Source organism: Streptomyces sp. NPDC060232, assembly GCF_042726555.1.
GTDB lineage: Bacteria > Actinomycetota > Actinomycetes > Streptomycetales > Streptomycetaceae > Streptomyces.
Genome location: NZ_JBHXAG010000004.1, coordinates 151,415 through 163,655, shown reverse-complemented (window position 1 = coordinate 163,655; position 12,241 = coordinate 151,415). Strand labels below are relative to the sequence as shown.

Genomic DNA, 12,241 nt, shown 5'->3' with positions numbered 1-12,241 from the left:
GCGGCGAAGTCCCCTGATGGCAGAGGTGTTCGCTGTGCTGCCGCCACGGGATTCTTCAACGGATCTCGGGCGCGGCAGACGAGAAGTCGTACACCGCGAAGTCGGCGACCGGGCGGTATCCAATCCGCTGGTAGAGACCGTTGCTGGTGGGGTTGGCCAGGTCCGCGAACAGCAGTACCTCCGCCGCGCCTGCGGCCAGCGCGGCCTGGCTCACCTCGACCGTCGCGGCGCCCGCGTAGCCACGGCCGCGCAGGTGGGCCGGGGTGTAGACGGGGGCCACCCGGATCTGGCCGGCGACCATCGGGGTCATGCCGGCCATGGAGACAGGGGTGCCGTCCGGGGTCTCCCAGAACCTGACGCGTCCGTGGGCGATGCGCGTGTCCGCCCATGAGCTGTTTGTCCGCAGCGGGGATTCCTCCGATGTCGGCGACGAACTCGCGGTGCCAGAGCATGAGTTGCTCGCGGTCCTGCTCGCGCGCAGTTCGACCTCGGCCCTCCGGGAGCGGCTCCGGTGGTGTGAGCGTGCCGAGGCGGTACAGGCGCTCCCGCTCGTGGAGCGTCGGCGTCGCGCCCGTATGCCGCTGCCAAGCCTCGGCGAAGGCGGTGGCGGTGTCGTGGTCCGCGTTGACGCCGGGAAGGGGGGTGGCCGAGGTCGGTTAGGTGGGCGGCGAGGCCGTCGGCCTCTTCGGGGGTGAGGGGGGTGAGGTACGGGCGGCGGGGCGGGGTGCGGAAGAAGGCCGCGCGGACCTCGCCCGCCCGCTCCAGCCAGCCGAAGACGGGGGCCGCTTCGGCGCCGTACGCGTTCGCCCCGCGTGTGCGCAGCGCCTCGGTCACCGTCAGCGGGACGGTGTGCAGGGCGGGACGCGAGCGCAGGAAGTCTCCGGCTCGGGCGAGAAAGCCGTCGAGGTCTTCAGTGAGGTGCCAGCCATCCGGGCGCATGCCTCATGATCCCTCCTGCTGTCGGCGTGCGCCCTCAGTTATCCGCGTGGGCGAGGCGCCAGGCCCAGCGTGCCGTGCCGGAAAACTACGGCGGGCCGCGTTGTCGCAGTGCGGCAAACACCTCTGCCATCAGAGAGGGGGCTTCGCCGCCGACCGACCTTGGCGATCTACGCGCACCGTCCCGTCTGCCGCAGCTGACACAAGGCGGTTCTCGTCGCCAATGAAGCCCGGCATGGAGAGTGCAGCCGTGCGCTCCGAGAGTCGGACCCGACGGAGAAGGCACCACACATGCCCGCTGTCAGTCCAGATCACGCGCTCCAAGATCGGTTGAATATCGGCTTCTGAGGACTGTGGCGCATGTGGGAGCCTGGGCACGCTGGGGGTTCGCCTGATCACATACAGGTGAGGTGGGGATGGGCGGCGGGGCAGAGCGACGTTGTTCGGCGTGCCGTGCGACGCTCAGCCGGTTCAATTCGGGAACGCGATGCGGGCCCTGCCAGCGGAGCGCGATGCCCAGGGTGGCACCTGAATTCTGGGCGGACCCGGACGTCGAGGCGGCTGTTCGCGCCTGGGACCTCGGCGTGGTCGTTAGGCTCTTCCGGAAGCACACCGGACTTTCGCAGGCATCTGTCGCCAGGCTGGTCAGTATCGATCAAGCCGAGGTCAGTCGGCTGGAGCGTGGTCAGAAGAAGATCGGTGACCGTCGCCAACTCGCACAGTGGAGCGAGGCCCTCGGCGTACCCGGGCGGCTTCTGGGCCCATTGCCCGACAGCACCCTGCCCCCGTCGACATCGGACGGCTTGGGCGGACGCCTGACGCTGCGGGAGGGACCGGGACAACTCCTTCTGCCCGCCGGGCGGAACCTGCCACCGACGGCGCTCCCCGTGCTGACTGGACCGGCCACGTCCTTCCGCGGCGACGCCCTGCATCTCGGGTCGAGCAGAGAGTCCGAGACGTGGAGTCGGATGCCCCTCAGGGCCCTGCTCGCCGCACACCACAATGTGGATGGGGCGCGCCGGCACTTCGTAATGGACGCGCGAGAGGGTGTTCGTGGCGGAAAGGGGAGCACCCTTGCCGTCCCCGTGGCCTACGAGCTGGACGACCTCACGTACGGGATTCTGTGGGCCGTGGCAGGTTTCGACTCCGCTGTCCTGGGCGATGACGCGGTGCTTCACGGAGAAGACAGCCTTCCTCCGCAGCAACTATTAGGCCACGGCCGTGGGCCGATCGCCCTGGGTGACCTCACCGACGGGTCCCAGATGCTTGTCGGCTCCCGGGCGTGCGCGGAGTTCATCCTCGACCAGCGAGACGAGCTAGCCGGCGATCCGGTCTTCTGGACCCGGGAACAGCGCGGCGAGGAGGCTGCGACCTGGCTGCTCTTCGAGCACAAGCACCGGTACCTCCAGATGATGGCTCCCGAGCGCGAGCACAGTGGCGTGGGGCGCGCCTTCTGCATTCCCGGCCCAGAAGTCGTTGCTTCGCCTACATACGAGCGCGTGCTGCTGTTCCTCGCTATCGCGCTGATGGAGTCGTACGGCGTCACGACCTGGCTGACCGACGAACCGGACCTTCAGCAGACGGATGGCTTCGTGCTCGTGCCAGGGCACAGGGCTGCCATCGCGACCTGGGTACGGGCTGCTCCCGTCCCCCAGACAGCCATGACCGGCGGGGCGCGTTCCCTCCGGGCCTTTGCGGACATCACCGGCCACGCGAAAGCGCACACGATGACCACGGGCCCCACGCCTGGGGTTCGGCTGTCGGCAACTGCCGACTATCTGGGCCTCGATCGCCCCTGGTTGATACGCCGTTGTGGACAGCTCGCTGCTGTGGGGACCACCAGACTCGCCATGCCCCGGAGCCGGCATCTCAGCCTCGGCGCCTTGGACCGGGCCTGCGCATACGTGGCCGCCGAGCTGCGGTCCGAGGCTGGTGACCTTGTGGGGGCTACCCGATAGCCTGCAGGGAACGATCTCCGAGCGTGAGATCCAATAGGTGAGAGACGGAAGGGAAGTTGGGGGCGATGGTGGGCGCGACACGCACGGTGGCTGTCTATTCTCTTGGCGGCACCATCGCCATGACTGCCGATCCGGCGACCGGTGGAGTCGTCCCGGCTCTCTCTGCCCATGACCTTCTCGCGGCCGTCCCCGGCTTGGCCGGTCGCGGCATCGACCTGCGCGTGCACGACTTTCGCCGGGTGCCCGGTGCGTCGCTCACGTTCGAGGACCTCACGGAGCTCGGGGCGGCGATCGGTAGGACCCTCGACGGCGGCGGCGTCGACGGGGTCGTGATCACCCAGGGCACCGACACCATCGAGGAAACCGCGTTCTACCTCGACCTCCACCACGGTCACGACCAGCCGGTCATCGTTACCGGCGCCATGCGCAACCCCACCATGGCCGGACCCGACGGACCCGCCAACCTGTACGCGGCGGTCGTCGCCGCAGCTGACCCGCAGCTGCACGGAGCCGGGGCGTTGGTCGTCCTGAACGACGAGATCCACGCCGCGCGACATGTCCGCAAGTCCCACACCACCAGCCCCGCCGCCTTCGCGTCCCCCGGGACTGGGCCCATCGGCCGGGTTGCGGAGGACCGTGTGCGGTTGGCCGGCCCGCTGCCCCGCCGATTCGGTCCCCTGGCGCCGCCGAACCGTGACGCGCGTGTGGGCTTGTACACGGTCTGCCTCGGCGACGACGGCACACTGCTCGCGGCATGGGACGGCAGTTGTGACGGGCTTGTCGTCGCCGCGTTCGGCGTGGGACATGTTCCTCAGCGACTGGTCGAGAGTATCGACCGGCTCGCCGCGAGCATCCCCGTAGTCCTCGCCTCGCGCATCGGCAACGGCCCTGTCCTCACCAGCACGTACGGCTTCCCCGGCTCGGAGAAGGACCTGATCAACCGCGGGCTCATCCCGGCCGGCGACCTCGGTCCCTACCAGGCTCGTCTCCTGCTCCAAGCGCTGCTCGCCCAACACGCGGACCGCGAGACGATCACCAAGCAGTTCGCCGTCTTCGCGCACTGAGTCACACACGTCACCCCCTCGAAAGGACACCCGTGCGCGCCCATGAACTGACCATCGGCCGAACCTTCGGCGTTACCTTCGACCACGGCGAGGACTTCTTCGACGCACTCTCCGCGTTCTGTCGCGACCACGGGGTACGACAGGGCTACATTCCCTCGTTCATCGGCGCGTTCGCCGAAGCCGAAATCGTCGGCGCTTGCGAGAAACTCGAAGATCCCGACGCCCCGGTCTGGGCCAAGACCTACGTCACTAACGTCGAAGCATTCGGCGCGGGCACGCTCGCCCACGATCCTCTGACCGGCGGCATCCTGCCGCACATCCACGTGTCCGCCGGCCTGAAGGCTCAGTCGGCCGACGGCCGCACCAGCCACCTTCTGAGCGCCAAGGTCCAGTTCCTCAGCGAGCTCTTCGTCGTGGAGGTCGTCTCGCCGACCATGACTAGGCCACGCAACCCCGCACTCTACGACGTACCCCTGCTCACCTTCGGCGAGTAGAGGCGGCGTCCTGGCGTGCCGATGACAGACGGACATCATGAAGCCCTTCGTCCTGTTTGACCTGGACAACACGCTCATCGACCGCAAGCTCGCCCTCGTGGAATGGGCAGCCGAGTTCTGCGCTCTGAGGGGCCTCGGTACGCAGGAGGCCGAGTGGGTCCGCCAGTTGTTCAAGGACCGGGCGGGGCCTGGGCAGTTCGTGGAGGTACGTGAACGGTTCGGCTTCGCTGAACCCGCTGAGCAACTATGGAGGGATTACTGCTCTGATATCGCCGCCTCAGTGCACTGTCCCTCGGACGTCCTCGTCGGCCTGGACGAGCTCAGGGCTGCGGGCTGGCGCATCGGCATCGCGACGAACGGGGCGGCAGACATCCAGTGGGCCAAGCTGCGGGCCACGGGGATCGCCAGGCGCGTCGACGCCGTGTGCATCTCCGAGGAGGTCGGCGCCCGCAAGCCGGACCGAGTTTTCTTCCTGGAAGCGATCCGCCGGTGCAAGGGTGACGCCGGCGGTACCGGCTGGATAGTCGGCGACAACCCCGTCACCGACATCGACGGCGGCCGTGATGCCGGTCTCAGGACAGTGTGGATCAACCGGGGCGTCGTCTGGCCGGACGGATGTCTCGCACCCGACCATGAGGTGAGCGGTGCTCGCGCCGCGATTGACCTGTTGGCGGCCGCAGCCCCGGAAAGGGAGCCACAATGACCAGTCCCCGCATGACCGTGGGACTTCTGCACCCCGGCAGCATGGGAGCCGCGGTGGGCGGCCAGTTGCGTCGACAGGGGACGGACGTCTTGTGGTGCCCGACCGGGCGAAGCCGCGCCACAGCACAGCGGGCGGTCGATGCCGATCTGGCGGCCGTGGATGACCTCGGCGAGCTCCTTGAGCGCGCGGATCTCGTCCTGTCGCTGTGCCCGCCGGGCGCCGCCGAGAGCATGGCGGAGATGGTCGCGGAGTACGGCTTCGCGGACAAGATCTATGTGGAGGCGAACGCGATCACTCCGCAGCGCGTGGGGTGGATCTCGCAGATCCTGCCGGACACCGTGGTCATCGACGCGGCGGTCATCGGGTCCCCGCCGGTCGGCGGGAAGCAGCCCCGCCTCTACATCGCGGGCGCAGCCGATCCTGTCGCCCTGCTCGAGAAGCTCTTCGCCGGGACGGACGTGCGGGTACGGTCTCTGGGCACCGAGCTTGGTCGAGCCTCCGCGCTCAAGCTGACCTACTCCAGCTACCAAAAGGCATCACGCGTCCTGGCGGCCCTCTCGTACGGCCTTGCCGAAGCGTACGGCGTGGGCGAGGAGCTGCTCGATGTCGCCGGCCAGCGAAGCCGCAGCTACCTCGTTGAGACCGACTACATCCCCAAGACCGCCGCACGCGCGTGGCGCTGGGGTCCGGAGATGGAGGAAGCGGCGGCCCTCCTCGCTGACGCGGGCCTACCGGACGACCTCATGCATGCCGTCGTAGCCGTCCTTGCCCTTTGGGATGAGGCTCGGGACGCCGATCTCACCGTCGAGGACGCCTTGGCCCTGCTGCAGTCCGAGGGCCACCGCGGGCTATGACCGGGCCCAAACCAGCGCGTGGATCTCAGCGGCGGCGTCCTGCACCTGTACGCGATCGGTGTGGATCGTCAGATCCCAGGTGACACCGGGGTGCAGGTCGAGGTCGCGCTCGGTCGCGTCCCAGGCTGCCAGGCGGGCTGGGGTATCGGCATCGCCCCGCCCCACGGACCGAAGTGCCGTGACATCGCGGGGACACCACAACAGCACCCGCCACCACCGGGCGGCGTAGCCGTCCGCGACCCGTTGTACGCCTTCGACCTGGCCCAGGTGCACGATCGGAACCTGACCGCCGTCCATCGCCATGTCCAGACCGGGCTGGTCGACGACGTACGTGCTGTCGTAACGGTCGTTGCGGTAGATGACCTCGCCGCGTTCCTCCAGCTCGGCCAACTGGTCGCGCGTACCCATGCGGTAGCCATGCGTACGACCGGTGCCGATCTTCAGCCTCGCGAAGGGCGCATACGACGCATCGAGGGCGGTGAGCGCAGCCGTGACGGTGTCCTTGCCGGAGGCTGGCGGCCCGTATAGGAGGATTCCGGTGTCCATCAGTGAACCGTCCCGAAGACTTGGCGTACCTGGTCGGTAAGGGAGATAGCAGCGCCCAGGCGGTTGTCGACCACCAGGTGCGGGACGGAGGGACGCAGCTCCGGATCGACCGTGGCAGCGTACTCGTCCCAGTTCTGGATCTTCCACGAGTCCCGGGCCGCTGAGCGGAACGTGATGTACTCCCGCATGGTGTCGAGGTCGCACTGGATCCACATGACGGAGACTGACACCCCTCGTGCTTCGCAACGGTTCACCAGGCGCTGAACCCACCGCGGGTCGCTAAGTTCCGCGATGAACGGCGCGGTGAGCACAGTGCTGATCGAGCAGTCGACGTTGGCGTACGCGGCCTCCAGGAGGCACTGGTACTCCAGGGGGCGCACCTTCTCTCGGTAGAGCGCGCTGTGCCGGTCGTTCGGGTCGCACCCGAGCTCGGAGAGCAGCCGCTCCGCGAGGGGACGCGTGATCGGGTCCTTGTCGAGCACCGGCCATCCGGTCAGCTGCGAGATGAACCGTGCGAACTCCGACTTCCCGCTGCCCGCGAGACCGCCGACCAGGACAAGCGTGGGGCGATTCGGGTCGCCACCGGTGTGCCGACGCTTCCAGGCATCCATTATTCGATGCTGCAGATCATCGCTGGGCGAGTCGGGCCGGCCTGGAGCGATCTGCAGCAGAGCGCGCTCCACCGCCAGGACGTGTGCGCCGGCGAGCGGCTCGGAGTAGGGGGCGAGCTGCACGCCCGTGGTTTCGCCGGGTAGTGCCTGCCGGAAGCCGAGTTCGGGCTCTGTAGCCCGGTAGAGAAGGCAGTACGCGCGGCGATAGTGCGGGCCGGGATAGATCTCGCCCTGCTCGTGCTGCCACAGCGTCTGAAAGTTCGCGGCCGGGACGGTCAGTCCGGCCGCCGCAGCCACAGCGCGCAGTTTCTCGCCCGCACCCTCGAGCGTCAGGCCGTGTGCCTCACGCCGCGCCCGGAGAACCTCCGGCCGCCAGCCGACGCGGATCTTTCCCACGCCACGTACCGCCTCTTCGCTTCTCGACATGATCCGGACCCTAAGTGTCCCTCTCATGAGCCCATGTGTAAGCGGATGTTGAAAAGAAGTGACGGCGTCGGGCGAGCGGAACGAGCAGTCCCACGTGATACCCCGAGGGCGCCACAGGAGGTGAGATGGGGGCCACCGAGCGGCAGACCAGAGCCCCTGTAGGGCGGGACGAAGCTGCGCTCTCATAAACGCTCATAAGCGAGGGCGCGGTTCGACGTCATCGTGGAGTGCGGGCCGACCGCATGCACTCCATGTGCCACGGCGGCGGCTCTCAGCGGAGGTGACACCGTGTTGGGCCAGGGGACCACGCATGGCGAGGGCCAGGCGATGACCTTGTTGATCACAACCGGGCAGTCCACACGGACGCCCCGAATGCGCTGCGCTCTCGCGGCCGAGCCCGTCGCCGCCCAGGTGGCGCGCCATCTCGTGAGCGCCTGCTTCGCTGGCATGCTGAGCGCGAGCGTCATCGCCGACGTCGGCCTGGTCATAACCGAACTCGTCGCCAACGCCGTCACGGCAACGGGGGATTCCGGTTCCGTGGAGTTCGGTGCATGGCTGGACAACGGGGATGTCGTCCTCCAGGTGATCGACCAGGCCGACGGCGAGCCGAAGAGGTCAGCCGACGACCAGGATGCCGAGACCGGCCGGGGACTTCTGCTGGTCCAAGAGCTCACCCGGGACTGGGGATGGACCCCGGTTCCCGGAGGCAAGGCCGTATGGGGACTCATCAGCGCGAGCTCCGCCGTCTGCTCGGAGACCAGCTCCGCCACACCCTGCTGAATCCCAGCCTCTCGTGACGCCCGAGGAGGGCACAAGCATGTCGATTTTCATTCGAATTGCCGAGAAAGAGGCATTATGAGCACCTCTTCGCAACGAAGGGCCATGGCAACGGGCCAGGTCCCCTTCCGTCGAGCCGTCGTCACCGGCGGCTGCGGGTTCGTCGGCTCCCATCTGTGTGACCTGCTGCTCGACAGCGGCGTCGAGGTTGTCTGCGTCGACAACTTCCTCACGGGCACGGCCGACAACGTCGTGCATCGGCGGGCCGACGACCGGTTCGAACTGCTGGTGCACGATGTCACGACCCCGATCCCGGTGGCGGGTGGGGTTGACCTCGTGCTCCACCTCGCTTCGCCGGCCTCCCCGCAGGACTACCTGCGCCTGCCGATCGAGACCCTTCAGGCCGGGGCGCAGGGAACGTTCAACGCGCTGGAGCTGGCCAGGCAGAAGAAGGCCCGCTTCGTGCTCGCCTCCACCTCCGAGGTGTACGGCGACCCGCTCCAGCACCCGCAGCGCGAGTCGTACTGGGGCAACGTCAACCCGGTCGGGCCGCGCAGCGTCTACGACGAGGCGAAGCGGTTCGCCGAGGCGGCGACGACCGCCTACCGCACCGAGCACGGCGTCGACACCGCGATCGTACGGATCTTCAACACCTTCGGCCCCCGGATGCGGGCCGACGACGGGCGAGCGGTGCCGACCTTTGTCCGCCAGGCGCTGGCGGGAGAACCGCTGACCGTCACCGGCGATGGCTCGCAGACGCGGTCTTTGTGCTACGTGGACGACACCGTCCGGGGCATCCTCGCCGTCGCCTCGGGTCGGCACACCGGCCCCGTGAACCTGGGCAACTCCGCCGAGACCACGGTCCTGGAGCTCGCTCACCTGGTTCGCGAGCTGTGCGGTTCCGCCTCGCCGATCGAATTCGTAGACCGCCCGGTAGACGATCCGGGTCGCCGCAAGCCGGATATCGCCCTGGCCTGGGACAAGTTCGGCTGGAGGCCGGAGACCGAGCCCCGCAAGGGGTTGAGCACCACCATCGACTGGTTCGCCACGCAGCTCCACCACACCGCAGCGGGGGAACGATGACACAGCAGGCACAGAGCCCGACCGGCGGCCCCTCTGCGCCGCTCGCCGACGGGGTGCTCCGGGACTTTCGTGCGGACGGCTATGCCGCCCTCTCCCAGCAGGTCGGGGGAGACGCGCTCAACACCCTCCGTGCCGAGGCTGACCACCTGATCCGTCGCTTCACGCACGACGGCTTCCGGTCGCCCGACTACTGGCACTTCACACCCGCCGGCACCAGTACCTCCGTCCTCTACCGGATCCACAACCTGCAGGACCAGGAGGCGCCCGCGACTGCGCGCCTCTACGGTTCCGACGGTCTCCTGCACCCCTTGGCTGCGGCCATCCTGGGCTGCCCGGTCCGCGCCACCGCCTGCGCCATGATCGTCAAACTGCCTGAGGTGGCCGCCCCCGTGCCCTGGCATCGCGACCGGACCACGGTGCCCGCCCACACCGTGTGCAACCTGAGCCTCTTCCTCGACGACTCCGACCCGGCCAACGGCTGTCTGGAGTTCGTCCCCGGATCGCACCTGCTGCCCGACGAGATGGACACGGAAGCGCTTCAAGCACGTGGCCCCGTCCGCGCGCTCTCGCTCGCGGCCGGCGACGTCGGCGTCCATGACGTACGTGTCGCCCACGCATCACGCCGTAACACCTCCGCACGCATCCGGCGCAGCATCGTCATCGAGTTCGCCCCGGTCGAAATGGAGCTGCCGTGACCAGCTCCGCCCCCATCGGACCAGTGCGACGCGTACGGGTGGCGGCGATCACCGTGGGCACCAACGAGCTCAGCTGGCTGGAGCCCTGCTTCGCCTCACTCCTCGAAAGTGACGCCGCCGGGTTCGACCTGACCATCTGGTACGTCGACAACGACTCACAGGACGGCAGCGCAGCCTTCGTGCAGAAGCGCTTCCCGCGGGTGCGGATCATCCAGAACGACACCAACGTCGGCTTCGCCCGCGCCAACAACATCGGGATGCGCGCGGCACTCGAAGACGGCGCGGACTACGTCTTCCTCGTGAACCCGGACACCCAGACGCCGAACTCCCTGCTGCGCGACCTGGTCGAGTTCATGGAGACCTGGACCGGCTACGGCGTGGTCGGCCCCATGCAGTACGAGTACGACGAGTCGGGCAACACCGCGCTCGGCGCCCACAACAACTGGTCGAAGACCGCACTGCGCTGGGGCGAGCAGCACGCCTTCGCCGGGGACTGGCCGAACCACCCCTCACCTGCCGGCCCGCTCGAAGGCAGGGCCCCGCACACCCTGGAGCACGCCTACGTCCAAGGGGCCGCCTTCTTCGTCCGCGCCACACTGCTGCGTACCGTCGGCCTCTTCGACGAGGTCTTCCACACGTACTACGAGGAGACCGACCTGTGCCGCCGCGCCCGTTGGGCCGGCTGGCGCGTTGCCCTCCTGCTTGATGTCGGCATCCAGCACTTCGGCGGCGGGGGAACTGCGGGCAGCCGCTACCGACGCGTCCAAATGCGCCGCAACCGCTACTACTACCTGCTCACCGACATCGACTGGCGCCCACGTCCCACGCTGCGGTTGGCGAGCCGGTGGCTGAAAGACGATCTGCGCGGACGCGGCGTCGGGGGCGAGACCACTTGGTGGCGCGGGACTTGGGAGACCACCGGGGCCGTGTGGTGGCTTGTGCGGCGCGTACCGCTGATCCGGGGCCGCCGACGTGCCCACCGCCAGCTCGGCCGACAGGTGGCCGACTACGCGGCACAGCAGGCAAGGAGCACGCGATGACCACGCCCCGGATCCTGTTCGCCGGTGTCTTCCACTGGAACGCGGGCTCCAGCCACATGATCGCCGAGTACGCCCGGGTCGCTCAGGCCGTCGGATGCGAAGTCGGGGTCTCGAGCCAGCTGTCGCGGCTCGATGGCACGGTGAACGCCCACCTGCCCCTCGTGGACGACATCACCTGGGCCACCCACCTCGTCCTCGTCTTCGAGAACGCCCAGTTCCTTTCCCTCCAGCAGCGTGAACTGTGCGAGGTCGTGCCGCGCCAGCGGCGAATCGTGCTCGACCCCGACGGTCACTGGGGGCCGCAGGTGTGCGCCGGGGTCGACAACAACGCCGGCGTGGACACCATCGATTCCTGGCACAAGCTATACGCCGACCTGAGCGATGTGATCCTCCAGCCGCGCCTCGGCGAGCACCTCCCCGACGGTGCCCAGTTCTTCAGCTACTTCGGGATGCCGGACATCCACCGCCTCGCCACCGACTACCCGAACCCGCGGACGATGCCGTACGAGCTGCAGTACGTCGGCGCGAACTGGTGGCGCTGGAAGGAGATGACCAGCCTCCTGCAGGCCGCAGGCGCCAGTCGGCCGCCGATCCACCGCATTCGGGTGTGCGGACGCTGGTGGACCGGCGATCCGCATCCCGACCACCTTCTCGCGACCGCCAACGAGCCCGGCTGGATGGAGGAGCGCGGCGTCGAGGTGGCGCCGCCCGTGCCGTTCGGGCAGGTGGTCTCCGCCATGGCTCAGGCGGCGATCACGCCCGTGCTCGCACGACCGCTTCTCGCGCGGATGGAACTGCTGACCCCACGCATGTTCGAAACATTGGCTTCGGGCAGCATCCCCGTGCTTTGGCCGGACCTGGGCCACCTCTCCGCCCTCTACGGCGATGACGTCGAGCTGTTTCTGCTGGGCGGCGATCCGGCCGACACCCTCGCCCAGATGCTCCGTGATCCAGGTCGGTACCGCAGACCGCTGGCTGCCATCCAACGCCGAGTGCACGAGCGCTTCAACTACCGCACCGTACTGGCCGAACTCATCCAGTTCACCTTATGACC

At 68.4% G+C, this 12,241-nt stretch carries 12 protein-coding genes and 2 pseudogenes; 11 read left to right on the top strand and 3 right to left on the bottom strand.

What is annotated here, in order from left to right:
- Positions 1–55 precede the first annotated feature (55 nt).
- Positions 56–939, bottom strand: a pseudogene (locus tag ACFWFZ_RS09120) (GNAT family N-acetyltransferase).
- Positions 940–1,352: 413 nt separating this feature from the next.
- Here ACFWFZ_RS09120 and ACFWFZ_RS09115 point away from each other — a divergent pair.
- The 6 genes and pseudogenes from ACFWFZ_RS09115 to ACFWFZ_RS09090 form a co-directional block, all read left to right on the top strand.
- A pseudogene (locus tag ACFWFZ_RS09115) lies at positions 1,353–1,682 on the top strand (helix-turn-helix domain-containing protein); the annotation flags it as partial.
- A 339-nt stretch (positions 1,683–2,021) separates the two neighbouring features.
- Positions 2,022–2,894, top strand: a complete 873-nt coding sequence (locus ACFWFZ_RS09110; protein ID WP_387119243.1) for a hypothetical protein — start codon at positions 2,022–2,024, stop codon at positions 2,892–2,894.
- Between the two features lie 65 nt (positions 2,895–2,959).
- Positions 2,960–3,958 (top strand): asparaginase, encoded by a 999-nt coding sequence (locus tag ACFWFZ_RS09105; protein ID WP_387118803.1) that lies wholly within the window; start codon positions 2,960–2,962, stop codon positions 3,956–3,958.
- Between the two features lie 32 nt (positions 3,959–3,990).
- Positions 3,991–4,452 carry a PPC domain-containing DNA-binding protein gene (locus tag ACFWFZ_RS09100; protein WP_084898214.1) on the top strand — a complete coding sequence of 154 codons (462 nt, stop codon included), beginning with the start codon at positions 3,991–3,993 and terminating at the stop codon, positions 4,450–4,452.
- 37 nt (positions 4,453–4,489) lie between these two features.
- Positions 4,490–5,155 carry an HAD family hydrolase gene (locus ACFWFZ_RS09095; protein ID WP_387118800.1) on the top strand — a complete coding sequence of 222 codons (666 nt, stop codon included), beginning with the start codon at positions 4,490–4,492 and terminating at the stop codon, positions 5,153–5,155.
- Complete coding sequence (locus ACFWFZ_RS09090; RefSeq protein ID WP_387118797.1) at positions 5,152–6,009, top strand: DUF1932 domain-containing protein; 858 nt, start codon at positions 5,152–5,154, stop codon at positions 6,007–6,009. Before ACFWFZ_RS09095 ends, ACFWFZ_RS09090 begins: the two co-directional genes overlap by 4 nt.
- Here the strand turns inward: ACFWFZ_RS09090 and ACFWFZ_RS09085 are convergent.
- A complete protein-coding gene (locus tag ACFWFZ_RS09085) occupies positions 6,004–6,555 on the bottom strand; it encodes a guanylate kinase (protein ID WP_387118794.1) in 552 nt (183 codons plus the stop codon). The genes ACFWFZ_RS09090 and ACFWFZ_RS09085 overlap by 6 nt on opposite strands.
- Complete coding sequence (locus tag ACFWFZ_RS09080; RefSeq protein ID WP_387118791.1) at positions 6,555–7,592, bottom strand: AAA family ATPase; 1,038 nt, start codon at positions 7,590–7,592, stop codon at positions 6,555–6,557. Before ACFWFZ_RS09080 ends, ACFWFZ_RS09085 begins: the two co-directional genes overlap by 1 nt.
- A gap of 372 nt (positions 7,593–7,964) precedes the next feature.
- Between ACFWFZ_RS09080 and ACFWFZ_RS09075 the strand changes: the two genes are divergently transcribed.
- The 5 genes from ACFWFZ_RS09075 to ACFWFZ_RS09055 all read left to right on the top strand — a co-directional run bounded on the left by ACFWFZ_RS09075 (position 7,965) and on the right by ACFWFZ_RS09055 (position 12,239).
- Entirely contained in the window at positions 7,965–8,372 is a 408-nt protein-coding gene (locus ACFWFZ_RS09075; protein ID WP_387118789.1) for an ATP-binding protein, read from the top strand.
- Positions 8,373–8,474: 102 nt separating this feature from the next.
- Positions 8,475–9,452: a UDP-glucuronic acid decarboxylase family protein gene (locus tag ACFWFZ_RS09070; protein WP_387118786.1), complete on the top strand. Its 978-nt coding sequence runs from the start codon at positions 8,475–8,477 to the stop codon at positions 9,450–9,452.
- Positions 9,449–10,147, top strand: coding sequence for a phytanoyl-CoA dioxygenase family protein (locus tag ACFWFZ_RS09065; protein WP_387118784.1), 699 nt, complete (start codon positions 9,449–9,451; stop codon positions 10,145–10,147). Before ACFWFZ_RS09070 ends, ACFWFZ_RS09065 begins: the two co-directional genes overlap by 4 nt.
- On the top strand, positions 10,144–11,187 hold the full coding sequence (locus ACFWFZ_RS09060) for a glycosyltransferase family 2 protein (protein ID WP_387118781.1): 1,044 nt from the start codon (positions 10,144–10,146) through the stop codon (positions 11,185–11,187). The genes ACFWFZ_RS09065 and ACFWFZ_RS09060 overlap by 4 nt, the downstream gene beginning before the upstream one ends.
- Positions 11,184–12,239, top strand: coding sequence for a glycosyltransferase (locus ACFWFZ_RS09055; protein WP_387118779.1), 1,056 nt, complete (start codon positions 11,184–11,186; stop codon positions 12,237–12,239). The genes ACFWFZ_RS09060 and ACFWFZ_RS09055 overlap by 4 nt, the downstream gene beginning before the upstream one ends.
- Positions 12,240–12,241: the final 2 nt, after the last annotated feature.